Annotated in this window: 19 protein-coding genes, 2 tRNA genes and 1 pseudogene; 9 read left to right on the top strand and 13 right to left on the bottom strand. The window is 62.7% G+C overall.

Features of this window, described 5'->3' with window-relative positions:
- The 4 genes and pseudogenes from BT108_RS04605 to BT108_RS04590 form a co-directional block, all read right to left on the bottom strand.
- Positions 1-193 (bottom strand): annotated as a pseudogene (locus BT108_RS04605) (histone); the annotation flags it as partial.
- A 303-nt stretch (positions 194-496) separates the two neighbouring features.
- A complete protein-coding gene (locus tag BT108_RS04600) occupies positions 497-1,678 on the bottom strand; it encodes a ribonucleotide-diphosphate reductase subunit beta (RefSeq protein ID WP_072293371.1) in 1,182 nt (393 codons plus the stop codon).
- A gap of 40 nt (positions 1,679-1,718) precedes the next feature.
- Entirely contained in the window at positions 1,719-4,553 is a 2,835-nt protein-coding gene (locus tag BT108_RS04595) for a ribonucleoside-diphosphate reductase subunit alpha (RefSeq protein ID WP_083566212.1), read from the bottom strand.
- A gap of 244 nt (positions 4,554-4,797) precedes the next feature.
- On the bottom strand, positions 4,798-5,883 hold the full coding sequence (locus BT108_RS04590; protein ID WP_072293370.1) for a rhomboid family intramembrane serine protease: 1,086 nt from the start codon (positions 5,881-5,883) through the stop codon (positions 4,798-4,800).
- A 199-nt stretch (positions 5,884-6,082) separates the two neighbouring features.
- Between BT108_RS04590 and BT108_RS04585 the strand changes: the two genes are divergently transcribed.
- From BT108_RS04585 to BT108_RS04570, 4 genes are all read left to right on the top strand, one after another.
- Complete coding sequence (locus tag BT108_RS04585) at positions 6,083-7,318, top strand: TIGR03790 family protein (RefSeq protein WP_072293369.1); 1,236 nt, start codon at positions 6,083-6,085, stop codon at positions 7,316-7,318.
- A 117-nt stretch (positions 7,319-7,435) separates the two neighbouring features.
- The gene (gene argS, locus BT108_RS04580) at positions 7,436-9,187 is read left to right on the top strand and encodes an arginine--tRNA ligase (RefSeq protein ID WP_072293368.1); all 1,752 of its coding nucleotides are present in this window, start codon (positions 7,436-7,438) and stop codon (positions 9,185-9,187) included.
- 60 nt (positions 9,188-9,247) lie between these two features.
- A complete protein-coding gene (locus BT108_RS04575; RefSeq protein WP_072293367.1) occupies positions 9,248-9,844 on the top strand; it encodes an SPOR domain-containing protein in 597 nt (198 codons plus the stop codon).
- Between the two features lie 41 nt (positions 9,845-9,885).
- Complete coding sequence (locus BT108_RS04570) at positions 9,886-10,524, top strand: thiol:disulfide interchange protein DsbA/DsbL (protein WP_255369618.1); 639 nt, start codon at positions 9,886-9,888, stop codon at positions 10,522-10,524.
- A gap of 195 nt (positions 10,525-10,719) precedes the next feature.
- On the opposite strand, the gene BT108_RS04565 is transcribed toward BT108_RS04570, so the two are convergent.
- From BT108_RS04565 to BT108_RS04555, 3 genes are read right to left on the bottom strand one after another with little or no spacing between them, the layout of a single operon-like run.
- On the bottom strand, positions 10,720-11,979 hold the full coding sequence (locus BT108_RS04565; RefSeq protein WP_072293366.1) for a multifunctional CCA addition/repair protein: 1,260 nt from the start codon (positions 11,977-11,979) through the stop codon (positions 10,720-10,722).
- Between the two features lie 25 nt (positions 11,980-12,004).
- Complete coding sequence (locus tag BT108_RS04560; RefSeq protein WP_072293365.1) at positions 12,005-12,937, bottom strand: complex I NDUFA9 subunit family protein; 933 nt, start codon at positions 12,935-12,937, stop codon at positions 12,005-12,007.
- Complete coding sequence (locus tag BT108_RS04555; RefSeq protein WP_255369617.1) at positions 12,927-14,837, bottom strand: lytic transglycosylase domain-containing protein; 1,911 nt, start codon at positions 14,835-14,837, stop codon at positions 12,927-12,929. The genes BT108_RS04560 and BT108_RS04555 overlap by 11 nt, the downstream gene beginning before the upstream one ends.
- Positions 14,838-14,998: 161 nt before the next feature.
- Between BT108_RS04555 and BT108_RS04550 the strand changes: the two genes are divergently transcribed.
- On the top strand, positions 14,999-16,363 hold the full coding sequence (locus BT108_RS04550) for an NAD-dependent succinate-semialdehyde dehydrogenase (protein ID WP_072293363.1): 1,365 nt from the start codon (positions 14,999-15,001) through the stop codon (positions 16,361-16,363).
- Between the two features lie 28 nt (positions 16,364-16,391).
- Here BT108_RS04550 and gdhA read toward each other — a convergent pair whose 3' ends face one another.
- Positions 16,392-17,735, bottom strand: a complete 1,344-nt coding sequence (gdhA, locus tag BT108_RS04545) for an NADP-specific glutamate dehydrogenase (protein ID WP_072293362.1) — start codon at positions 17,733-17,735, stop codon at positions 16,392-16,394.
- Between the two features lie 114 nt (positions 17,736-17,849).
- The gene (locus BT108_RS14120; protein ID WP_255369616.1) at positions 17,850-17,975 is read right to left on the bottom strand and encodes a hypothetical protein; all 126 of its coding nucleotides are present in this window, start codon (positions 17,973-17,975) and stop codon (positions 17,850-17,852) included.
- Positions 17,976-18,013: 38 nt separating this feature from the next.
- Between BT108_RS14120 and BT108_RS04540 the strand changes: the two genes are divergently transcribed.
- Positions 18,014-19,204, top strand: coding sequence for a murein transglycosylase A (locus tag BT108_RS04540; protein WP_072293361.1), 1,191 nt, complete (start codon positions 18,014-18,016; stop codon positions 19,202-19,204).
- Between the two features lie 24 nt (positions 19,205-19,228).
- Here the strand turns inward: BT108_RS04540 and BT108_RS04535 are convergent, their stop codons facing one another.
- Both BT108_RS04535 and BT108_RS04530 read right to left on the bottom strand, forming a co-directional pair.
- On the bottom strand, positions 19,229-19,957 hold the full coding sequence (locus BT108_RS04535) for a DsbC family protein (protein WP_072293360.1): 729 nt from the start codon (positions 19,955-19,957) through the stop codon (positions 19,229-19,231).
- Between the two features lie 31 nt (positions 19,958-19,988).
- Positions 19,989-21,167: a UbiH/UbiF family hydroxylase gene (locus BT108_RS04530; RefSeq protein WP_369816922.1), complete on the bottom strand. Its 1,179-nt coding sequence runs from the start codon at positions 21,165-21,167 to the stop codon at positions 19,989-19,991.
- Positions 21,168-21,361: 194 nt separating this feature from the next.
- Between BT108_RS04530 and BT108_RS04525 the strand changes: the two genes are divergently transcribed.
- Positions 21,362-21,437 (top strand) — tRNA-Met (locus BT108_RS04525).
- On the opposite strand, the gene BT108_RS13485 is transcribed toward BT108_RS04525, so the two are convergent.
- The gene (locus BT108_RS13485; RefSeq protein WP_143142396.1) at positions 21,432-21,782 is read right to left on the bottom strand and encodes a hypothetical protein; all 351 of its coding nucleotides are present in this window, start codon (positions 21,780-21,782) and stop codon (positions 21,432-21,434) included. The two genes, BT108_RS04525 and BT108_RS13485, sit on opposite strands and share 6 nt — an antisense overlap.
- A gap of 114 nt (positions 21,783-21,896) precedes the next feature.
- On the opposite strand from BT108_RS13485, the gene BT108_RS04520 reads away from it, so the two are divergent.
- Together BT108_RS04520 and BT108_RS04515 are read left to right on the top strand one after the other, a co-directional pair.
- Positions 21,897-22,559, top strand: coding sequence for a PEP-CTERM sorting domain-containing protein (locus BT108_RS04520; RefSeq protein ID WP_255369615.1), 663 nt, complete (start codon positions 21,897-21,899; stop codon positions 22,557-22,559).
- Between the two features lie 371 nt (positions 22,560-22,930).
- Positions 22,931-23,386, top strand: a complete 456-nt coding sequence (locus BT108_RS04515) for a hypothetical protein (RefSeq protein ID WP_072293357.1) — start codon at positions 22,931-22,933, stop codon at positions 23,384-23,386.
- 50 nt (positions 23,387-23,436) lie between these two features.
- Here the strand turns inward: BT108_RS04515 and BT108_RS04510 are convergent.
- Positions 23,437-23,523, bottom strand: a tRNA-Leu gene (locus tag BT108_RS04510).
- Positions 23,524-23,606: the final 83 nt, after the last annotated feature.

Here is a 23,606-nt window from a genome sequence, read left to right as displayed (position 1 = left end):
CTGCGGGCTTCTTCTCGGCTGCGGCCTTGGTCGCGGCAGGTTTCTTGGTGGCGGTGATGGATTTTTTCTCGGCCGGCTTCTTGGCCGCTACTTCTTTCTTGACGGATGCTACCTTTTTGGCAGACGCATTTTTCGTGGCTGCCTCCTTCTTTTCGGTCGATTTCTTTGCTGCGGTTTTTTTGGTAGTTGCCATTTCAACCTCCAGATGAAAGTTACAGGGGATTACCACTCACTACGCTTACTACACCTGCTGCTTACTGCACAGTGACGGATCAACGGATAAATGAGCCGCAATTGCCTGATCAGGCGGAAGTTCATCGTGTGCAGCATGGCTTTTGGCACTGCTTGCATGATGATCCGGAATGTGCCGGATCCAGGCCGATACAGCCTATCCCGAAGCGCTGGCGTTGATCCGACCTATGGCAACGGTAAGCGCAGTCTTGCTGAAGGAATCTCATCGATGGATGAAAAAGCACGAGGTGCAAGAATATCCGCTCTAGTCCCAGCTCAGCGTGCCGCCGGTCTGGTACTCGGTCACGCGAGTTTCGAAGAAATTCTTTTCCTTTTTCAGGTCCATCATCTCCGACATCCATGGAAAGGGATTGCTGGCCCCCGGAAAAAGTGCATCCAGACCGATCTGCTGGCAGCGGCGATTCGCGATGTAGCGCAGATATTCCTTGAACATCGGCGCATTCATGCCCAGCACCCCGCGTGGCATGGTGTCCTCGGCATAGCGGTACTCCAGTTCCACGGCTTTCTGCATCAGTGCGGAGATCTCGTTGCGGAACTCCCGGGTCCACAGATGCGGATTCTCCATCTTGATCTGGTTGATGACGTCGATGCCGAAGTTGCAGTGCATGGACTCGTCCCGCAGGATGTACTGGTATTGTTCCGCAGCACCCGTCATCTTGTTCTGCCTTCCCAGCGCCAGGATCTGCGTGAACCCCACATAGAAGAACAACCCCTCCATGATGCAGGCAAATACGATCAGGCTCTTCAGCAATTGTTGATCCGTTTCTGGCATTCCGGTCCGGAATTCCGGATTGGTCAGCGTATCGATGAACGGGATCAGGAATTCATCCTTTTCGCGTATGGATGCCACCTCATGGTAGGCGTTGAAGATCTCTCCTTCGTCGAGTCCGAGGGATTCGACGATATACTGGTAGGCATGCGTGTGGATCGCTTCCTCGAAGGCCTGGCGCAGCAGGTACTGGCGGCATTCCGGATTGGTGATGTGGCGATAGGTACCCAGCACGATGTTGTTGGCCGCCAGGGAATCGGCGGTGACGAAAAAACCGAGATTGCGCTTGACCAGGCGGCGCTCGTCCTCGGTCAGTCCATCCGGATCCTTCCACAGGGCGATGTCCCGGCTCATGTTGATTTCCTGCGGCATCCAGTGGTTGGCGCAGGCGGCAAGGTATTTTTCCCACGCCCATTTGTACTTGAACGGCACCAGCTGGTTGACGTCGGCCTTGCAATTGATGATGCGCTTGTCCTCGACCGACAGGCGGCGATTGGCGTTGTCATCGGCAGGACGTGTTGCCTCGATGGAGGGATGGATAGGTCTGACGTTTTCCAGGGGGGCGGAGACATGCCCTCCCGGCCTGGATGCACCATCGGCCACTCCATTCATCTGTGGCAACCCCGACCGCATCGTTTCATCCTCAAATGTCAGCATCCTCGTCTCCTTTGGTTTCCGTGGTCTTGCAAACTCCCCGCTATTGGCATGATTCGCACCCGGGATCGTCGATGGCGCAGCTCGCCGTGGCCATACCGCCTTCCGTGGGCACCGCATTCAGGGTGCCGGCTTCGACCGTCGATTTCTCTGCCGAGGTCGCGCCCAGCGAACGCAGGTAATAAGTGGTTTTCAGGCCGCGCAGCCAGGCCAGCTTGTAGGTCTCGTCCAGTTTCTTGCCCGAGACGCCCGCCATGTAGAGATTGAGCGATTGCGCCTGGTCTATCCATTTCTGCCGTCTCGATGCCGCCTCGATCAGCCATTTCGGGTCGACCTCGAAGGCGGTGGCGTAGAGCCGGCGAATGTCGGCCGGCACCCGGTCTATCCTGCTCAAGGCGCCGTCGAAGTACTTGAGATCGGAGATCATGACCTCGTCCCAGAGTCCCAGCTTCTTCAGGTCGTTCACCAGATGTTCGCCGGCCATGGTGAACTCGCCCGACAGATTCGACTTGACGTAGAGATTCTGGAAGGTCGGCTCGATGCTCGCGGATACGCCGATGATGTTGGAAATGGTGGCGGTGGGAGCGATCGCGAGGCAGTTGGAATTGCGCATCCCGTATTTCTTGATGCGCTTGCGCAGCGCATCCCATTCCAGCGTGGTGCTGGTATCCACCTCGACGTATCCTCCGCGCTCTTCGTGCAGCAGCGAGAGCGTATCCTGCGGCAGGATGCCGCGATCCCACAGGCTACCCCGATAGGACGCGTAGCGGCCACGCTCCTCGGCCAGTTCGGTGGATGCCCAGTAGGCGTGGTAGGCGACCGCTTCCATGGCGCGGTCGGCGAACTCCACCGCTTCCTGCGAGGCGTAGGGGATGCGCAACGTATGCAGGCAATCCTGGAAGCCCATGATTCCCAATCCTACCGGACGATGCCTGAGGTTGGCGTTGCGCGCCTTGGCAACGGCATAGAAATTTATGTCGATGACATTGTCCAGCATGCGCATGGCGGTGCTGATGGTGCGCTTGAGCTTCTCGCTGTCGAGTCTGCCTTCGCTGATGTGGGCCGTAAGGTTGACCGAGCCCAGGTTGCATACGGCGATCTCCTGATCACTGGTGTTCAGGGTGATCTCCGTGCACAGATTGGAACTGTGCACGATACCGGCATGATTCTGCGGCGAGCGGATGTTGCAGGGATCCTTGAAGGTGATCCACGGATGACCGGTCTCGAACAGCATGCTGAGCATCTTGCGCCATAGCTGCTGCGCGGGGATCTTCTTGTGCAGGCTCAACTCGCCGCGTGCCACCTTTTCTTCGTAGCCCAGGTAGGCCTGCTCGAACTGGCTGCCGAATTTCTCGTGCAGGTCGGGCGTGTCGGCAGGCGAGAAAAGCGTCCACTTGCCTTCCTCCATGACGCGCTTCATGAACAGATCCGGTACCCAGACGGCGGTATTCATGTCGTGGGTGCGGCGGCGGTCGTCGCCGGTATTCTTGCGCAGCTCCAGGAATTCCTCGATGTCCAGGTGCCAGGACTCCAGGTAGGAGCATACCGCTCCCTTGCGCTTGCCGCCCTGATTCACCGCCACGGCGGTATCCGACACCACCTTGAGGAACGGCACCACGCCCTGCGACTTGCCGTTGGTACCCTTGATCCGCGATCCCATCGCCCGTACCGGCGTCCAGTCGTTGCCGAGCCCACCGGCATACTTGGCAAGCAGGGCGTTCTCCTTGATCGCCTCGTAGATGCCCTCCAGATCGTCGGACACCGTGGTGAGGTAGCAGGAGGACAGCTGTGAACGTCGGGTGCCCGAGTTGAACAGGGTCGGAGTGGAGCTCATGAAATCGAAGTTCGAGAGTACGTGGTAGAACTCCACGGCACGCGCCTCGCGATCGATCTCGTTGAGTGCGAGACCCATCGCCACGCGCATGAAGAATGCCTGGGGCAGCTCGATGCGCCGATCCTGCACATGCAGGAAATAGCGGTCGTACAGGGTCTGCAGGCCAAGATAGCCGAACTTGAGATCGCGCTCGGCGTCCAGTGCCTGGGCCAGCCGCGGCAGGTCGAATTGCGCCAGGCGTTCGTCCAGCAGCTCGGCTTCGATCCCGCGCCTGATGAACTCGGGGAAATAGCGGGTGTAGCGGCCTGCCATGTCCTGCTGGGTGACTTCCTCCTCCAGCACCTCGAAGCGGATGGAGTGCAGCAGCAGGCGTGCGGTGACGTAGCTGTATGCCGGTTCCTTCTCGATCAGCGCCCGGGCCGAAAGGATGACGGATTTCCTGACCTCCTCCACCGGGACACCGTCGTACAGATCCTTCAGGGTGGCCTGGAGGATCAGTGCGGGATCCACGGCCTCGCCCAGGTGCGCGCAGGCGGATTCGATCAGCGCCAGCAACTGCGACGTGTCGAGTGCAACCCTGCGACCATCCGTCACGACGTGCAGCGTGGCGGCCGGTGTTTCCACCACCGCCATCTCCCGCTGCTGCGCGCGCTTGCGCGCGCGATCCTCGCGATACAGCACATAGGCGCGCGCCACGTCGTGCTGGCCGGAGCGCATCAGCGCCAGTTCCACCTGATCCTGGATATCCTCGATATGCAGGGTGCCGCCCGCGGGCTGGCGGCGCACCAGGGAATCCACCACATCGCCCGTCAGGCGCGCCACCACTTCGCGGATCCGGGCGGATGCCACGCCATGGCCGCCGTTGACGGCAATGAATGCTTTCGTCATGGCTATGGAAATTTTCCCCGGCTCGAATGCAACTACGGAACCGTTGCGGCGAATGACCCTGTACTGGGCATAGCGGGTGTTCGATGCGGGAGAAGCCGGGGAAAGGTCATATCCGGGCACCGTCGAGGGGGGTGCGTTGCCTGTCACGAGTTGCATGCTGGATTCTCCTCATCGATATGGGAAGCGTGTATTTCCCATGGGTTGATGCCGGATGCCGTGGCGACTCCTGGCCATTGACCACTACATCTAGTATTCTTGATCGGCACAGCTAACTATCGCTAGTGCGTTTCGCCATAGTGCAGTATTTTTTTGCGCATGTCAAAGGGACTCGTGCATGTCGGGAAAATCGTATCGAAGAAGATGCGCAGCTGGTGCGGCGACGTGCCACACTCGCGCCGGATCAGTCGGGCTGGGACAGTCGCTGCGCCCGTCGGGCCATTTCCAGGGCCTCGCGGACCTGCTCCGGTTTATGCGTACGTAATCCTTCCGCCAGGGCGCGCGAAGCATCCCTGCGGCGCTCCGCGTAGTGGCGCAGCACTTCTGCCGCGGCGGCCGAAGGCAGGGCGGGATCCTGAGGCAGATTGGAAAGCTGCTCGAAACTCTCCTCATAGCGATCACCGATCGCCGTATCGATGCGCCCGGCAAGTTCGTCGAAGGAGACGTCGCCGCGCCTGCCTGCCTCGAGGATATCCTGCCACGCCTGGCTGATCGCCCTGTCGTCGCGCAGGAATTCCCCGATCTCCCTGCGTGTCAGCACCTCTTCGCTCCATCGATAGGGGCGCGAAGGAATGTGGCCGGCCAGAAGAGCGATCGCCAGTGCGAATGCGCTCATTGCCAGCAGGCGGCTGCGGAGGGATATCGCACCGGTTCCGCCCATCGGGCGGGCGAGCACGATGCCGCCCAGCAGCCCGGTCAGGAAGCCGCCGATGTGGGCGGCATTGTCGATGCCGGTAATCAGGAAACCGAGCATCAGGGTGATCGCGGTGAAGCCCGCCGCTCCCCAGAAGAACCAACGGAATTCGCCGGGATCCAGGCCGTCGCGTTCGCGCCAGAGGAATGTCAACAGGGCGCCGTACAGGCCGAAGATGGCGCCCGAGGCGCCGCCGGACACGGCCAGCCCCTGGTGGGCGACAAGCGAAAGCAGATTGCCTGCCAGTCCCCCGGCAAAATAGATGCCGGCAAAACGGACATGGCCGTACATGCGTTCGACCAGTTGTCCCCCATCCCACAGCGCCCAGAGATTCAGGGTCAGGTGCACGGCGCCGAAATGGAGGAACATCGCGCTGCCAAGTCGCCACCATTCGCCGTCCTGGGTGGCCGGGCCGAAGTTTGCTCCCCAGGCCAGCTGCACGCTGTTGGGAGAATGCCACAGGCCCGCACCGCTGGCGAGCATCGCCGCGAAGACCAATAGATTGGCGCCGATCAGAAATTTCGTCAGCGGTACCCGAGGCGTGCGTGCGTGCAGGAGATCGTGGAGGGACAGCATGGATCCGTGGATTCGTTTCCCTGGAGCCGTTATTATGCACGAGACCCCGAATCGTTCATCCGGATTCGATACGCGCCGATGCAGTCTGGCCGTTCACGAATGAACCTTGCCGCCGGGGATCGCTCTATTGGGTGGTAAGGTGTTTCTCACGCGCTCCCCGTTGCCTGAATATTTCTCATGCATACCTGACCGGCCGCCCATGACGAGACCGATACTGCCATGTCTCTGCCTGTTGCTGGTCGCAGCTCTGCTGCATGCTGCGCCTGCGGCGGCGCAGGCGCGCATCCAGCTGCAGCCGACGGGGCTGACCCCGGACGAACTGGCCGTCATCGTCAATGACGACGACCCGCTGTCGCAGCAGGTCGCAGACTACTACCGGAAGGCGCGGCGGATTCCGGAGGCCAACATGATCCATCTGCGTTTCCCTCCCGGCCGCCACACGCTGACGAGGGACGAGTTTCGGCAGCTGAAGACCCGCATCGATCAGGCCACCCCAGCCCGCGTCCAGGCGTACGCGGTAGCCTGGACCGACCCCTACCGGGTGGATTGCATGTCCCTGACGTCGGCGCTTGCCTTCGGTTTCGACGAGAGTCACTGTGCGGCCGACTGCGGCCCCACCGCCCTCAGCCCTTATTTCAATTCCACCAGTCTCCAGCCTGCCCGCGACTTCAACATGCGTCCCGCGATGATGCTGGCGGGTATCCGTTTCGAGGACGTCAAGGCACTCATCGACCGGGGCGTCGCCGCGGACCAGAGCTTCCCGCAGGGCCGCGCCTACCTTGCCGTCACCTCCGACAAGGCACGCAGCGTGCGGGCAACCCTGTATGAACAGACCGCAAAGGACCTGGAAGGGGTCTTTCCCATCGACATCGTCGAAACCGACGCCATCGCCGATCGCCGCGACGTTCTGTTCTACTTCACGGGACTGGTGCGTGTGCCGCAACTCGATACCCTGACATTCCTGCCGGGTGCGCTGGCGGATCATCTCACCTCGGCCGGCGGCCAGCTGACCGATTCGAGCCAGATGAGCAGCCTGCGCTGGCTGGAAGCAGGCGCCACTGCAAGCTACGGCACCGTCGTGGAGCCCTGCAACCATCCGCAGAAATTTCCGGTTCCAGGTGTTGCCATGTACCACTATGCACTGGGGGCGAGCGCTATCGAAGCCTACTGGAAGAGCGTTGCCTGGCCGGGAGCGGGTGTATTCGTGGGTGAGCCCCTGGCGCGGCCGTTTGCGCCCGGCGTGCGCGAGGTGGGTCCCGGGCAATTCGAATTGCGCCTGTTCTCGCCGCGCGAGCGGTTTCTGGACATCGAGCACTCCCGCTCGGCGGCCGGGCCGTTCAAGCCCATTTCACGGCACCCGGCGCTGCGCCGCGGTGCCAATGCGGTGCGCTTCAGCGTCGCCCGCAACGAAGGCTATCTCAGGATACGGTGGTAGGGCAGCCGTCCTGGCGGGGCGCACGTGCCTCAAACTGCAAACTGGTGGGGCGGCCCATTTCAACATCGTTATAATAGCGGGCGAAAGCCAGCCCCGACATCCCCCAGGTTTCATGCCATGAGTTCCCACGTGCAGCAATCACAACCCGATTTCAAGGCCCATTTCATCCAGTTGCTGCGTCCTGTCGTGGAAGCCCTGCTGCCGCAGGGCGGCGGCGTGAGCATCGAATTCGCGCGTCCCCGGCAGGTGGATCACGGCGACTATTCCTGCAATCTTGCGATGCAGCTGGCCGGGCCGCTGCGTCGGCGTCCGCGCGACATTGCAGGTGCGCTCCTCGAGGCGTTGGCGGTTTCGCCCCATCTGGAAAAAGTGGAGATCGCAGGGGCCGGTTTCATCAACCTGTTCCTCAGGAGGGCCGTCAAGCAGCAGTTTCCACGCTACGTGCTGGAGGCCGGCAGGAGCTTTGGCCGGAGCGGCAACGGGTCGGGCAGGTGCGTGCAGGTGGAATTCGTGTCGGCCAATCCTACCGGCCCGCTGCATGTGGGCCACGGGCGTGGCGCCGCCTTTGGCGCCAGTCTGGCGAACGTGCTTGCCGCCGCCGGCTTTTCGGTTGCGCGCGAATACTATGTCAACGACGCGGGGCGGCAGATGGATATCCTGACGCTTTCCACGTGGCTGCGCTACCTGGAACTGCACCAGCTCCTGCCGCGCTTCCCCGCTGGTGCCTATCAGGGCGAATACGTGCGCGACATGGCGCGGCGGATCGGCGAGGTGCATGGGAATCGCTATCTGCATCGGCCCGACTCGCTGTTTGCGGGCATGCCTGCCGAGGTGGACATCGACGCCGAACTCGACCACCTGATTGCGGGCGCCCGCAGCTTGCTGGGCCAGGGTTACGCGCACATCCACGATTTCGTGCTGGCGGAACAGCTGGAAGATTGCCGCAACGACCTGTCGGAATTCGGGGTGGTGTTCGACGCCTGGTTTTCCGAACAGTCGCTGTTTGACAGCGGTGCGGTGGTGCGGGCGGTGGACCTGCTGGATCAGCGGGATTGCCTATACCACCGCGACGGGGCGAGGTGGTTTCGCTCGACGCGCTTCGGCGACGAGAAGGACAGGGTGGTGCAGCGGGAGAACGGGCAATTCACCTACTTTGCTTCCGACATCGCCTACCACCTGCACAAGTTCGAGCGCGGTTTCGAGCGTGTGATCGACGTATGGGGTGCGGATCACCACGGCTACATCGCGCGTGTGAAAAGCGCACTGCAGGCGCTGTCGCTGGATCCGGAGAAACTGGAGATCGCCCTGGTGCAGTTCGCGGTGCTGTACCGCGACGGCCAGAAGGCATCCATGTCCACCCGTGCGGGAGAATTCGTGACGCTGCGGGCATTGCGCGAAGAGGTGGGCAACGACGCCGCGAGATTCTTCTATGTGCTGCGCAAAAGCGACCAGCACCTGGATTTCGACCTGGATCTGGCCAAGTCGCAGAGCAACGACAATCCGGTCTACTACATCCAGTATGCCCACGCCAGGATCTGCAGCGTGCTGGAGCAGTGGGGTGGACATCAGGAGACGCTCGCCGCTGCCGACACCTCCCTGCTGTCGAGTCCAGCAGAGCTGTGTCTGCTGCAAAGGCTGATCGACTATCCCGAAACGGTGGAGGCTGCTGCGGGTGAACGTGCACCTCATCTCATCGCCTTCTATCTCAAGGATCTGGCCGGGGCGTTTCACAGTTACTATAATGCAACCCGGTTCCTGGTGCCGGAGGTGCCGCTGCGGTTGGCCAGGCTGGGCCTGATCGCGGCGGTGAGACAAGTACTCGGCAATGGCCTGGAGCTGCTGGGCGTGAGCGCGCCGGAGAGGATGTAGAGAAAAGAGTAGGAGAGTGCCGGAGCGCAGACCCTTGCGGATTCGACGTATCAGATTGCCATGAGCCGAGACTACAAAACCCGCCCTGCTTCGCCTTCCCGTGTCATGGGGAATCGTCTCGTGCTGGGACTCTTCATAGGTTACGCACTGGGGCTGCTGAGCGCGATGGGCATGTGGATGATGCTCAGCAGTGCGCCGAGCCCGTTCATCCCGCAGGAGCGGTCGGGCACCGGAGCGGAAACTGCCGCCGATCCGGTCCAGAAAAACGCTTCGGCTTCCGGTATCGAGGGTGGAAGCGACGTACGGCGGGACAGGCCTCGTTTCGAATTCTACAAGATGCTGCCGGATGCTGAGGAACAACTCCCCGTGGGACAGGAATTCAGGCAGGCGGGCCGGCAGCCGTCGTCGGACGACCGCTATTTTCTCCAGGCCGGGTCGTTCCAGAGCAGCGACGAAGCGGACAATCTGAAGGCCAAGCTGGCGATGCTGGGCGTGGAGGCATCGGTACAATCTGCCGATCTGTCGGAAAAGGGTGTCTGGCACCGGGTACGCGTCGGACCCTTCACTTCGATGGATGACATCGATCGAGTACGTGCTTCGCTGCAGCAGAACGGGGTACAGAGCAGTCTCATGAAAGCGCATGATAGTGCGCCGTAGCGCGGCGCATGACCTTGACTTCGGGAGGAATGATGGATTCGATGCGTTCATTGCTGGCAGTGATGATTCTGATCGGAGGGATGGGCCTGGCCGGGAGCGGGCAGGCTGAACTCGTGGAGGGTCGCGACTACGTGCTCCTGTCCCATCCTCAGCCGATCGAGAGCGGAAGCGACGTCGAGGTGCTCGAATTCTTCTGGTACGGGTGCGGGAGTTGCTATGCCCTGCATCCTCAGCTCAGCGCCTGGCTGGCGGGCGCTCCCAAGGGTGTCAGTTTTCGCTATGTTCCTGCCGTCCTTCGCCCCAACTGGGCGCCTGCCGCGAAGGCGTTCTATGCGCTGGAGGCGCTCGGGGTCAGGAGTGCACTGCACGACAAGGTCTACGATGCAATCCACATCGGCAAGGTGGATTCGACCAGCGACGCGGCGCTGTTCGATTGGGCGGCCCGCCAGGGAATCGATCGCAACAAGTTCATCGAAGCCTACAACTCCTTCTCCGTTCAGGCCCAACAGGTGCCGCGATCCGAACGCATGGCTGCGAAATACGGCATTTCCGGCGTGCCCACGCTGGTGGTGGATGGAAAGTATATGACCAGCGGCAGAATGGGGAGCACCCCGGCCAACACCATCCGGATATTGAACGAACTGATCGACAAGGCGCGTAGGGAAAGGACAGGCAAATAGCACGGCACGCATATCGGTGCGGGCTCACCCGGAACCGCCGGCTGGGGGCCTGGTGGCGGAGGGCGGTGTCAGCGTCTCACATTGGCGCGTTTCTCGATAATCTGTCCCTTGCCCGGACAGCGCGCAAGTCTCGATAACTGCCGCCGTTCCCGCTTCCTCCTCCATCACTCGCGATGCCGGTGCGATCCACCGGGATCATGCCCCGCCCATGGACTCTTCCTTTCCGTCAAGGCATGCGCGGATGGCATTGGTTCGGGCCTGCACGATCTCTGTTCGGATGGCATCGGACAGTCGTGCAGGATCGATATCGGACCGCGCCGTTCTTTCCGCAAGGGCGCCTGCCTTCACGCTCCTGGCCGCGTCGAAGGCCGCGCGCAGCCGCCCGGCCTGGGGATAGGGCCTGCCGGCATAGCCGGGGCGGCCGTGAAAGTCGGATGCACAAGCCTGCAGGAATGCCTCGAAGCGTTCAGGCTTGCGATAGGCGTCCACATTCTGCAGCATGGCGGCAATGGTGGCCGGGCGCAGTTCCGCCGCACGGTGGACATCGCCGTGGTAGCGCGCCACCAGCAGCGCCAGATCGCGTACGTCATGCGGGACTCTGATACGGTCGCACAGGCCCTTTGTCAGCTTCACGCTGCGGGCCTCATGGCCGACATGGCGTGGCCACTCCTGCGGGGGAGTGGCCGCCTTGCCCAGGTCATGAGTCAGCGCTGCGAAACGCACGGGCAGTGGATAGTCCATGGACGCGGCGTAGTCGACGACCATCATGACATGTGCGCCTGTATCGATCTCGGGGTGGTGCTGGGCGGGCTGGGGTACGCCGAACAATGCATCCACTTCGGGCAGGACGCGTGCCAGTGCACCGCATTCGCGCAGCGCCTGGAACATGCGCGACGGTTGGCGTTCCATCAGGCCGCGTGCGAATTCCTGCCAGACGCGTTCCGGCACCAGCGCATCCACCTCGCCGTTGTCCACCATCGCGCGCATCAGCGCAAGCGTCTCCGGCGCAGTGTCAAAACCGAAGCGTGCGGCGAAACGGGCGATTCTCAGCACCCGCACCGGATCTTCCACGAATGCGGGGCTGACATGACGCAGCAGGCCAGCCTCGAGGTCGGCCACGCCACCGAAGGGATCGATGATGCTGCCATCTTCATCCCTGGCGATGGCGTTGATGGTGAGGTCGCGCCGCGCCAGATCTTCTTCCAGCGTAACCGTGGGGGAGGTGTGTATCTCGAATCCGCGGTAGCCGCACGATACCTTGCGCTCGGTGCGCGCCAGCGCATACTGCTCCTGGCTTTGGGGATGCAGGAAGACGGGGAAGTCCCTGCCCACCGGCCGGTAGCCGAGCCTGACCATATCCTCCGGCGTGGCGCCCACGACGACGTGGTCCCGATCCGTCGCGGGCAATCCCAGAAGCTCATCGCGCACCGAGCCGCCGACCAGATAGGTTTTCACGAACGTCTATGGAAAGAAGAAGGGTTCACCTGTCCGCCCGGTGCCTGTCGCGGCGTTCGCGCGGCATGGGAGCCGGTACGTACGACGGTGCGACCGCCTCCAGGGAGGTGGCTCGACGCTTCCATACCGTCCCGAAGGGATCGCAGCCCGGATCGCATACACTGTCCACCTCCATCGATGCATGGCTGTCCCGGTTCAGGATGCTGCCGGGCAGGCATTCCATGATCATGGCCTGGAGACGGGAGAGGCCGTCGTTGAGCCCGATGATGAGCGGCTTGCTGCCGGTCAGCCGCGCCGCATACTCGACCAGTTGTCGCAGGGTGTAACGATGCGGGCCGCACAGGTCGTAGCGCTGGTGATAGGTCGAGGGGTCATCCAGGCTGGACGCAAAGGCGTGCGCGACGTCTTCCACGAACACCGGCTGGAATCGCGAGTCGGGCGAGGCGAGCGGCAGCACGGGCAATCGCCGCGCCAGGCGAGCGAATAGGCTGAGTGACGAATCCCCGGGGCCGAATATGACCGATGGCCGGAAGAGTGTGGTGGCCAGGCCGGATTCCGTCACGATCCGCTCTCCTTCGCCCTTGGAGCGCAGGTACTCGCTCCGGCGGTCGCGACCTGCGTGCAGCGCGCTCATGTGGAGCAGCCGCGTGACGCCATTGCGCCTGCAGGCCGCCACGATGCGGCGCGGCAGTTCCACGTGCACGCGCTTGAAGTCGCCGTGCAGAATGCCTGCGAGATTGATCACCGCGTCCATGCCGCGGCACAGTCGGTCGAGCGTGTCATCGTTGTGCACGTCCGCTTCCACGACGTCCACGGTAGGCAGCACGAGCAGTTCCTTGACCCGCTCGCGGCGCCGGGTGGGAATGCGAATCCGGATCTCGCGTGCCGTCAACTGGTTCGCGATGTGCCTGCCCACGAATCCGCTGCCGCCGACCATGCATATGCGCTCAATCTTCATCCGTCTGATCCGTTGGGCGGAGGGTGCCATCCGACCTGGGCGCAACGATTCCCAGGCGCTGCGTCAGCGTGCGTACCTGATGGCCGAAGGTGCTGGCGTAGTACATGGAATTGCTCATCACCTTCTTCACGTAGTCGCGAGTCTCGTTGAAGGGGATCGTCTCTGCGTAGACGGCCCCCTCCAGGGCGCGGGCGTCGCGCCATTGCCGGGCGCGTCCCGGACCCGCGTTGTAGGCCGCGGAAGCCAGCAGCGGCTGGTCGTCGAACATTGTCAGTACGTGGCGGAGGTAGTACGTACCCAGTGCCAGGTTGGTGTTGATGTCGGTGACCAGTCCCTTGTGGTATTTTTTCATGCCCATTTTCTTTGCCACCCATTTCGCGGTGGCCGGCATCAGCTGCATCAATCCCATGGCGCCCGCGCTGGATCGGGCGTCGCTGATGAACCGGCTTTCCTGCCGGATGAGTCCATAGACCCAGGCTTCGTCGAGTTCCTGCTGCTTCAGGATGTCGCGCACGGCTTCCCTGTGTGGCGCGAGGAAGCGCAAGGTGAAGTCGTGCTGCAGCCGGGTCCTGTCGGCGGTGTGGATGGCGCGGTCGTAGAGTCCGTTGCGCCGTGCGATCTCGGCGGCGGCAAGGAGGTGGCGGTCGTCGAGGTCGCGTATCGCCCAGGCCCACTCCCGTCCGGCTTCCGTGCGCAAGTTCAGGCGATACAGGACGAGCGCGCGCTGGATTCCCGGCGATCGCTGCATGTCCGCGATCTCGTCTGCGGTTGCCTTGTAGGATTCCGCAAGTGCGCTCATCCCCACACCCAGTTCCTCCTCCGCCAACTGCCCATAGAAATTGTGTTCGGTGCTGAGCGGGGCAAGCAGGGCATTCGCCTCCGCCATCCGGTTTCGGGTCTTGAGCGCGCGTGCCTTCCAGTAGCGCCATGTTCCCGTTTCCTGCTCCGCGGGCGACATGGCCTCGATGGTCTCGAGCACCAGCGCCCAGTCTCCCGTACGCAGCGCAGCGCGCACCTTCCAGCCGAGCTGCGCATCCGACAGCACGACCGGCATGCGGCTGACGTTCCCCGCTTCCCTGAACCATTCCAGCGCGCGCGGATTGAGCCTGCGAGCCGCCTGGTCCGCCAGCTGTGCCAGAAAATAAGCCTGGTCCGCCTCGCTGAATCGTCCACGTATCTTGTGCCAGTAGGTATGCGCCTGGTCGGGGCCGCTGCGCGCCAGCCGCTGCATGGCAAAAAGCGCGATTTCCCGGTCGGCACGGGTCGCGATGGTGCCGCGATGCTTCTCCAGATAGCGAAGGGGATTGTCCGTGGCCGCTTTCAGACGGTCTGTATCGAGCGCCTGATCGTTCGGCAGGTATCCATTGACCTGTTTCGCCACGCTGGCATTGCCGGCCTCCAGCGCCAGCCGCAATCGCGCCCAGACGTCTTCCGCCTGCAGCACGTTCGCACTTGCCAGGATCTCGAAGACGGGTGTGCAATTCGCTGGCAGTTCCTTGCCATTGAACCACAGCGGCCGGGCCGCGTCGAATGCACTGTCGTCGTGGATGCTGAGACGTTGCTGCAGGGCATAGCAGGTGAGCTCGACATCACCGTTCACCAGCTCCGGGTAGACTTCGGCAAACAGGCCCCATTGCTGCGCCTTGCCCAATGCCTTGAGCCACTCGCCGAGCAGGCGCTCGCCCAGCGGGCCCTCCCGGTAGCGGCGGAGAAACGCCCGGATGTCTTGCGCTTCCCCCAGCGCCGCCGCCGCATCCAGCCGCGGCCGCAACTGGTAGTAGGCGGCGTAAGGCTCCAGCACGTGTCCCTGCAGCCGCTGGGCGTAGTGCGACACCCGGGTGGCGTCGCCTATCTGGAATGCCTGCCGCATGGCCAGGAAATCGTCGTCGGGTCCAGCCATGAGCGGGCCAGCGCAAACGGCAAGAAACATTCCTGTCAATTGTGCCGACCAGGGGAAAAACCGTCGCATGATCTGCTATACCTGAAACATCCCATGAAAGAAACCGGGGAGTGCCGTACCGTCCACCTTCTTTGACATCCGATTTTGGAGAATAGCACACCATGCCGTACATCAGCCTCAACCCCGCCACCAGCAAGACCCTCAAAACGTTCACCAGCTGGGACAGTCATCATCTTGCGTCGGTTCTGGAGCAGGCGCACGATGCCTGGACGCTCGCCGTGCACACCCCATTCGCCGCACGAGCCGTCTGCATGCGGCAAGCTGTCGCCCTCCTGCGTGAGCGGGTCGACGGCTATGCTCGTCTGATGGCCCTCGAAATGGGGAAACCGCTGCGCGAAGGACGCGCCGAAGTGGAAAAGTGCGCGCTCGCCTGCGAATACTACGCGGCCCATGCGGAGGATTTCATGCAAGCGGAACCGGTGCCGACCGATGCGGGCAGAAGCTACGTCTCCTACGAGCCGATCGGCATCGTCCTGGGCGTCATGCCCTGGAATTTCCCGTTCTTCCAGGTCATCCGCTTCGCTGCACCTGCATTGATGGCCGGCAACGCCTGCGTCCTCAAGCATGCCTCCAGCGTTCCGCAATGCGCGCTGGCGCTGGAGCAGTTGTTCCTCGACGCGGGCTTCCCCCCGTTTCTGTTTTCCACGCTCATGATCGAATCCTGCGATGTGGTCGACGTCATCGCCAGCCACCACGTGTGCGCGGTGACGCTCACGGGCTCGGAGGCCGCCGGGCGCGAGATCGCCGCGCATGCGGGCCAGCACCTGAAGAAGTGCGTGCTGGAACTCGGCGGATCCGACGCCTTCATCGTGCTGGCGGATGCGGATCTGGAGCAGGCGGCGAGCGTGGCGGTGAGGTCGAGATTCCAGAATTGCGGCCAGTCCTGCATTGCCGCCAAGCGCATCATTCCCGTGGCGGAGATCGCCGATGCCTTCCTGTCCCTGCTCGTCGAGAAAACCCGGGAGCGCAGGGTGGGCGATCCGCTGGATGAGTCCACCCAGATGGGTCCCATGGCACGCCTAGACTTGCGGGAGACGCTGCACGAGCAGGTGGCCGATTCGATTGCGCAGGGTGCCCGGCCGGTTCTCGGTTGCGCGCCGCAGGCGGGAGAGGGTGCGTTCTATCCGCCTTCGATACTGGATGGGGTGACCTCGAAGACCCGGGCGTACCACGAGGAACTGTTCGGTCCGGTGGCGGCGGTGATACGCGCCGAGGACGAGGAAGATGCCATCCGTATCGCCAACGATACCCGTTTCGGGCTGGGTTCCAGCGTATGGAGCCGGGATGCAGCGCATGCGGAAGCCATCGCTCGGCGGATTCAGGCGGGCTGCACCTTCATCAACGGCATGGTGCGGTCGGATCCGCGCCTACCCTTCGGCGGGGTCAAGGCATCCGGTTTCGGGCGCGAGCTGTCGCACCACGGCATCCGCGAGTTCGCCAACATCAAGACGGTCTGGATACGGTAGTTCGGCGGATATCCTTCCGACTTCCGTCCTACACCACGCCCTGGCCGATCATCGCATCCGCCACCTTGACGAAGCCGGCCACGTTTGCGCCGTCGACGTAGCTGATGCTGCCATCCTTGCGCCGCCCGTACGTCAGGCAGGAGCGGTGGATCGCCTGCATGATCTCGAGCAGACGGGCGTCCACCTCTTCGCGTGGCCAGGAGAGGCGCATCGCGTTCTGGCTCATCTCCAGCCCGGAGGTCGCCACGCCGCCGGCATTGCTGGCCTTGCCCGGAGCGAACAGCACCTTGCCGTGCTCGAAGCGCTTCACGGCTTCCGCCGTGCAGGGCATGTTGGCGCCCTCGGCCACACAGATCACGCCATTCCCGATGAGCGTCGCCGCGTCGTTCTCGTCGAGCTCGTTCTGGGTGGCGCACGGCAGCGCCACGTCCACCGGCACGTGCCAGGGGCGCTTTCCGGGTACGAAGAGGGCCTGCGTGCGCTCGGCATAGCTGCTGATGCGGGCGTAGCGCAGATTCTTGCATTCCTTCAGCTCATTCAGTTTTTCGATGGTGAACCCATCCTCGTCGATCACCGTGCCGCTGGAGTCGGATACGGTCACGACCTTGGCGCCGAGCGCCAGCGCTTTTTCCACGGCGAACTGCGCGACGTTTCCCGAGCCCGACACCGAGACCCGCAGGCCTTCGAGCGAACGTCCGGACTGCTTGAGCATTTCCTCGGCGAAGTACACGGTGCCGTAGCCGGTGGCTTCAGGCCGTATCAAGGAACCGCCGAAGCTCAGGCCCTTGCCGGTGAAGACGCAGTCGGAGCGGTTCGACAGCTTCTTCATCATGCCCGCCATGAAACCGACCTCCCGTCCGCCGACGCCGATGTCGCCGGCCGGCACGTCGACGTCGGAGCCCACGTGCCGGAACAGTTCGCTCATGTACGCCTGGCAGAAGCGCATGATCTCTCCCTGGCTGCGATCCTTCGGGTCGAAGTTGGAACCGCCCTTGCCGCCGCCCATCGGCAGGGTGGTCAGCGCGTTCTTGAACGTCTGCTCGAATGCCAGGAACTTGAGGATGGAGAGGTTCACGGAGGGATGGAAACGGGTGCCGCCCTTGTAGGGGCCGATGGAGGAGCTGTGCTGGATGCGGTAGCCGCGGTTGACGTTCACCTCTCCCTTGTCGTCCACCCAGGCGACCCGAAAGATGATGATGCGCTCCGGCTCGATCAGCCGATCCAGGAGACCGTGCTCGGCATAGCGGGGATGCTCGGAGATGAAAGGCCACAGGCTCTCCATGACCTCGGCGACCGCCTGCAGGTATTCCGGCTGTCCCGGATTGTGCTCGGCTATGTGGGCACAGAATTCTTGAAGGCCCCGGTATTTCATTGCGATTCCCCCTTTCGATTCCTGTATGTGACAACCCGTCCCGCACGTCGCTGCGGCAGAGTGCATCCACCCTGCCGGATCGTCCGCCAGCGCCGTGCGGCATCACGTATTTTTTCACTCATGCTCGTCATCTTTCTTGTCGTCGTTGCGTTTTTGCGGCCGGGTCCACCACACGATCAGAATCAGTAGCGACAGCGCTACGCCGGCTTCCAGCAGGAGTATCCACATGGGGTTCAGCATGATGTATATTTACCAATTGCAACTTTAACCAATATCCGGTGAAAAACCAATTCATTCTCGCGGTTTTCCTCGCGGGAGCGCTGTTGCTTGACGCCTGTACCATCAGGCCTGTCACCGCGCCGGCCGTGCCGGAAAAGGCGGCGCTTCCCACGCTGCCGCAGGCCCCCGTGGTGACGCTCAAGCCGGTCGACTGGAATGCCCTCACAGGCTGGGCGGACGACGATATTCCCCAGGCAATGGATGCATTCCTGCGCAGCTGCATCGCTCTGAAGAAGCAGCCGCTGTGGCAGGAAATCTGTGCCCAGGCGGATCTGATGCGTGGGCGGGACGGCGTTGCCCTGCGCCGGTTTTTCGAAAGCCGTTTCGTGCCGCACCAGGTGCTGAACGCCGACGGCAGCAGCGACGGTCTGATCACCGGCTACTACGAGCCTCTGCTGAAGGGCAGCCGCACGCCGTCCAAGCGTTTCCGCTTCCCGTTGTACGCCACGCCCGATGAACTGCTGGTGATCGACCTGGGAGAGGTGTATCCGGAACTCAAGAACATGCGGCTGCGCGGGCGCCTGCAGGGGCGCAGGGTGGTGCCCTACTACAGCCGTGCCGAGATCGAACGCGATCCTGCCTCGCTGCAGGGCAAGGAACTGCTGTGGGTGGATGACGAGATCGATCTCTTCTTCCTGCAGATCCAGGGATCGGGCCGGGTGCAGCTCGAAAACGGCGAGGTCGTGCGGGTGGGGTACTCCGACCAGAACGGGCATCCCTACAAGTCGGTGGGACGGTTGCTGGTGGAGCGCGGGGATTTGCCCCTGGAAAAGGCTTCCATGCAGGGAATTCGCGCCTGGGGGCGCAGGCATCCCCAGAGGCTGAACCAATTGTTGCAGCAGAACGCGAGCTTCGTGTTCTTCCGCGAGTTGCCGGCCGGGGTGCCGAGCCCGCTGGGCTCGCTCGGCGTGCCCCTGACCGCGGGCAGGAGCCTGGCCGTCGATCCGCGGGCGATTCCCCAGGGAGCGCCGGTATTCCTCGCCACGACCTGGCCGAACACCGACAGGCAGCTTCGCAGACTGATGGTGGCACAGGATACCGGCGGCGCGATCAAGGGAAACGTGCGTGCCGACTTCTTCTGGGGTTTCGGTCCGCAGGCGGGGGAGCAGGCGGGCAAGATGAGGCAGGCGGGCAGGATGTGGGTACTGTTGCCCGCGGGGCACGCTCCCGAAGCTCCCGCGATACCCTGATCCGGCCGACCTGGCTGGATGGTGCTATCGCGGGGCGGTGCCCTGGTTCAGCTTCTTTTCGATGGCATCCGCGGGCATCATGCCCGAGACGATCGAGCCGTCGGCGAAAATCAGGGTAGGCGTACCGTTGATATCGTGCCGTCTGCCGGTCTCGATCAGCCCATCCAGGGGAGTGGGACAGCTCTTTCCCGGGGGAGCGACGTCCCGCAGCATGAAATCGTTCCATGCGCCGAGGGGATCCGGCGAGCACCAAATCGCCGTGGCGGTGGGTAGCGAGCCGTTCAGGATCGGGTAGAGCAGGGTATAGATGGTGACATCGGTGATTTTGGCCAGCTCCTTCTCCAGTCCTTTGCAATAGGGGCAGTTGGGATCGGAGAACACGGCCAGCCTGCGCGCGCCGTTGCCCTTGACCGCCTTGATCGCATGCTCCAGCGGCAGCGAGTCCAGGCTGATGCGCCGCGCATCCTTGATCTGCTGCAGGCGCTCGCTGGTGAGACTGGTCCGTGTTCGCGGATCGACCACATGACCGAAGAAGAGATGGGTCGCCTTCACGTCCGTGTACAGCAGTTCGCTTCCGATTACCACCTCGTACAGCCCGAGATAGGGCGTCTTCTTCACGCTCTCGATCTTCTCGTTGGGGAAATGGACGGCCAGCGCCTTCTTCAGGGCGGCCTCGTCGGCGGACGCGGGGGCGGCAAGCAGGCTCAAGAGCATGACCGGGAGGAAGGAAACCGGGAGGGGCGGGAGATTCATCGGCAGCAGCTCCAGTTGGTTGGGGTATGATTCAGTTCAATGCGTGCCGCATCAGCTGATTCTTCAGCAACGGCAGGCGGTTGGTGATTTCCAGGCCAAGGTTGCGCCAGCGCATCAGCGTTGGATGGGGGCTGCCGAACAGCCGATGCAGTCCGTCGGTGGCCAGTTCCGTCGCCAGGATATCTTCCTTGCGTGCCCGCTCGTAGCGGCCCAGCAGGAGCGGGTCGCCGCAGTCCAGCTCGGGGCCACGCCCAAGCAGGGTTACGGCCAGTTCGCGCGCATCCCGCAGCCCCAGGTTAACGCCCTGCCCGGCAAGCGGATGAATCCCGTGGGCGGCGTCGCCGACGAGGGCGATGCGCGACTGTACCAGCTTCTTCGCGTGCACGAAGCGCAGCGGAAAAGCGGCGGGTTGCGTCACCAACTGCAGAGCGCCGAGCGCGTGCCCGCTGGCCTGCATGACCCGGTCGCACAACTCCGCTCCCGGGACGGCGAGCAGCGTCCGCGCATGCGCCTCGTCGGTGGACCACACCATCGATACCCGCGACTCCGGCAGCGGCAACAGCGCCAGCACGCCATCCCGGCGGAACCACTGGCGGGCGACGTGGCGGTGGGAGTTCTGGGCACTGAAGTTTGCGACCACTCCCATCTGTCCATAGGCCCGCTGTTCGGTATCGATGCCCGCCTGCTCGCGCACCCACGAATGGATGCCGTCCGCACCCACGATCAGTGCAGCCTGCAGCACGCTGCCGTCCGCCAGCCGCAACTCCGCCCGCGACTCGTCCCAGGCGATCGAGGCGCACTCGGCCGGGCAGAACGTCCTGACCGGCCGAGTGCGCCGTTTGAGCATACGCCAGGCGGCAGCCTGGAGGCGGCCGTTTTCCACGATCCAGGCCAGTTCGGGCAGTCCGGCGTCGTAGGCGCTGAAGTCGAGGCACGCTGCATCGTCGTCGCCGAAGATGGCCATCTCATGCACGGGAGTGAGGCGATTCGCAGCCAGTGCCGGCCATATGCCGACATCCTGCAGGAAAGCGGCGCTGCCCGGGCTTACGGCGTAGATCCGGCTGTCCCAGGCGTCGTCGGGAGGGAGAGGGGCGGGGGTACGCGCCTCCACCAGCGCCACGCCGAGGCCGCCGTTCCGGAGCGCCAGGGCCAGACCGGCTCCGACGAGGCCGCCGCCTATGATCACGACGTCGAATTTCATGAGAAGCATTATACAGGCTGCCGATCGGTGGGCGCCGCCGGCGACGTCCGCCGGTTATCCCGAAGAAGCTGCACGCGAAACTTCTCCCGAGCGTCGCAGTCTCACGAAAACAGGCACCCGGATCGAGTGCAAACCCTTGTAAACCTTGACAGAGCACGTATCGAGGGGGCAAAATGCCATCCCCTCGGCGTCTGCCCGCATGTGGCGAATTAGCTCAGTGGTTAGAGCAGCGGAATCATAATCCGTTGGTCCCCAGTTCGAATCTGGGATTCGCTACCAACAAAACAACGATTTACTTCGGTTTTCTTGCCGATTCATTTCCGCAATTATCTTGCGCTTGGCCGTCCGCCGCCTGATCTCTTCCACCATGCTCATGGTACCTTCTTCATGGAGCAACACCTGAGCCCTGACTCCACGGCATTTCGTGGGAAGCCTGAGCAATGAATTAACACAGACCAGAATCTCCTGTCCTGTGCAGTAGGAAATTCCCGGTTTGGCCACTCCGGTGGGAGTCGATTTGCCGATAACATCGTTATCGCCGCCTTTTTCCGCATGCTGCAGGACTGAATAAACCGGATTACCCGTCGTACGGACTACCAGCGGCCCGACCAGAACGATCGCCAATGAAATAATGCCGCTTTATCCTTGGAACCGGTTGGCGCGTCTATTCAATTCAAATAATTTGCTTCTTTTTCCAGGGAGATCCAAATGCTCAGAAAATTTGCAGTGAGTGTTTTCATGGCCACGACTGCCGTCGGTGCCTCCGCTACCACCTACACCAACGTGCCGCTTGGCGCGAACACGGGTCTGCCGTTTGCCTACTTCGGTAACGCCGCCAACCCGAGCGGCGACTCGCCCAAGGTAGGCCAGGTGTTTTCCCTGGCGTCGGATGCCATCCTGTCATCCTTCAGCTTCTATGCGCTCGGCAACACGACGGCGTCCTTCCAGCTGAATGTGGCAAAGTGGAACCCCGACACGAACGCCCAGAACCAGGCGGTCAATACGGTCGGGGACAATCTTCTGTCCACGGTCTTTACGGCAGTCGACACCTTCAACTCGGCCGGCAACTATACCGCCATCGCGTTCGACAACCTGGGCCTGAGCCTGAATGCCGACACCAAGTACATCGCCTACCTGACCAGCATCGACCCGACCCTGACCCATCTTCAGCTGTCGCGCACCCAGACGGCGCAGGATGCCTCCGGCTTCGGCATCGGCCACGCCTACTTCAGCACCATTCCCGGCCAGGACTGGCAGTTCCCGTTCAACGGGAATGGTTTCCTCAGCCTGCAATATACCGCGGTCACTGCGCCGGTGCCCGAACCCGAGACTTACGCCATGTTGCTGGCTGGTCTCGGTCTGATGGGCTTCATGGCGCGTCATAGAAAGCAAGCATCCTGAAAACCTGAATCGGTTCGACTTCGATCCACCGGCCAACACTGGCGGGTTGAAGTCGGCATGGCGACGATACCCAAGCCATTTCTCGATTGACCTTCCGATAATTCCCTTCCCTCATCCGGAGGAGGATTACAATATCGGCATGGCCCTCGCGATCGCGGTTGCGGCCGGTTGCAGGGTATCGCCTCTCCGGGCGGACGGATGCGGCGCGTACAACGCAGGAGCGCGCGACACAGGTCGATCGTGGCTCCCTTACCAGAACGCATGCGTTGCGGTGACCTGCAGTCGGCTTCCTGCAATTGGCGAGAGCCTGTCGTGTTCGGGCAGGGCGCGAGCCTGCCCGATGGCAACCACAACCGGAAGGATCCTGCTTCATGGCGTCCGTCGAAGATCTTGAATCGGAAGAGCAGTTGGCGAATGCCATCCTGGGTGATGTCCGCTTTTCCGCCTACGTCGACGAGCGTGTCGACTATACGACCGTGGATGCGGGGGACGGCATGCAGATGCGCGTCCTGACGAGCGCCGGCCTGAGGGCCATCGGCCGGCGCATCCTGGACAGCGAGGAATTCAAAGCTGTATTCGCCAGGGCAGGCGGGGCGAGGAAGGCGATCTGCGACGAATTCGCATTCTGCCGCAAGCTGGAGGAACTCGGCCGGTTCGAAACTGCAAAGATGCTGTTCGAGTTCCTCAAGGGCAGCATGCTGGCCAGCGGCGTTGCCGTGGTGCTGCTCGACCCGAGCTTCCTTCTGCCGGTATGCGCACTGCTCAGTTTCTATGTGCTGGTCGACCTGTGCGGCTGCAAGCCTCCGGACGACCGCAAGCTCTGGTAGGGCTTTCCCCGGGGGAGTTGCCGCGACGATTGCATCCGTTCGGCATAGGGTGGTGCCGGGAGGGGGAATCGAACCCCCATGACCTCGCGGTCGCGGGATTTTGAGTCCCGTGCGTCTACCAATTCCGCCATCCCGGCCATGCCCCTGCAGGAGGGGCATTATTACTGAAAAGGAGAGGCGCGGCAACTCGGGCGGGCGGCCTCCGGGCGCGCCGGTATAA

Source organism: Nitrosovibrio sp. Nv17, assembly GCF_900119085.1.
Lineage (GTDB): Bacteria > Pseudomonadota > Gammaproteobacteria > Burkholderiales > Nitrosomonadaceae > Nitrosospira.
The sequence above is the reverse complement of the archived record's forward strand: the minus strand, read 5'-3'. Positions and strand labels throughout refer to the sequence as shown.

What these genes read in the sequence shown, in the direction of transcription:
- BT108_RS04600 (WP_072293371.1), bottom strand. Translation starts at nt 1,678, where the DNA reads ATGCTGACATTTGAGGATGAAACGATGCGGTCGGGGTTGCCACAGATG.
- BT108_RS04595 (WP_083566212.1), bottom strand. Translation starts at nt 4,553, where the DNA reads ATGCAACTCGTGACAGGCAACGCACCCCCCTCGACGGTGCCCGGATAT.
- BT108_RS04590 (WP_072293370.1), bottom strand. Translation starts at nt 5,883, where the DNA reads ATGCTGTCCCTCCACGATCTCCTGCACGCACGCACGCCTCGGGTACCG.
- BT108_RS04585 (WP_072293369.1), top strand. Translation starts at nt 6,083, where the DNA reads ATGACGAGACCGATACTGCCATGTCTCTGCCTGTTGCTGGTCGCAGCT.
- argS (WP_072293368.1), top strand. Translation starts at nt 7,436, where the DNA reads ATGAGTTCCCACGTGCAGCAATCACAACCCGATTTCAAGGCCCATTTC.
- BT108_RS04575 (WP_072293367.1), top strand. Translation starts at nt 9,248, where the DNA reads ATGAGCCGAGACTACAAAACCCGCCCTGCTTCGCCTTCCCGTGTCATG.
- BT108_RS04570 (WP_255369618.1), top strand. Translation starts at nt 9,886, where the DNA reads ATGCGTTCATTGCTGGCAGTGATGATTCTGATCGGAGGGATGGGCCTG.
- BT108_RS04560 (WP_072293365.1), bottom strand. Translation starts at nt 12,937, where the DNA reads ATGAAGATTGAGCGCATATGCATGGTCGGCGGCAGCGGATTCGTGGGC.
- BT108_RS04555 (WP_255369617.1), bottom strand. Translation starts at nt 14,837, where the DNA reads ATGGCTGGACCCGACGACGATTTCCTGGCCATGCGGCAGGCATTCCAG.
- BT108_RS04550 (WP_072293363.1), top strand. Translation starts at nt 14,999, where the DNA reads ATGCCGTACATCAGCCTCAACCCCGCCACCAGCAAGACCCTCAAAACG.
- gdhA (WP_072293362.1), bottom strand. Translation starts at nt 17,735, where the DNA reads ATGAAATACCGGGGCCTTCAAGAATTCTGTGCCCACATAGCCGAGCAC.
- BT108_RS14120 (WP_255369616.1), bottom strand. Translation starts at nt 17,975, where the DNA reads ATGCTGAACCCCATGTGGATACTCCTGCTGGAAGCCGGCGTAGCGCTG.
- BT108_RS04535 (WP_072293360.1), bottom strand. Translation starts at nt 19,957, where the DNA reads ATGAATCTCCCGCCCCTCCCGGTTTCCTTCCTCCCGGTCATGCTCTTG.
- BT108_RS04530 (WP_369816922.1), bottom strand. Translation starts at nt 21,167, where the DNA reads ATGCTTCTCATGAAATTCGACGTCGTGATCATAGGCGGCGGCCTCGTC.
- BT108_RS04520 (WP_255369615.1), top strand. Translation starts at nt 21,897, where the DNA reads ATGGCCACGACTGCCGTCGGTGCCTCCGCTACCACCTACACCAACGTG.
- BT108_RS04515 (WP_072293357.1), top strand. Translation starts at nt 22,931, where the DNA reads ATGGCGTCCGTCGAAGATCTTGAATCGGAAGAGCAGTTGGCGAATGCC.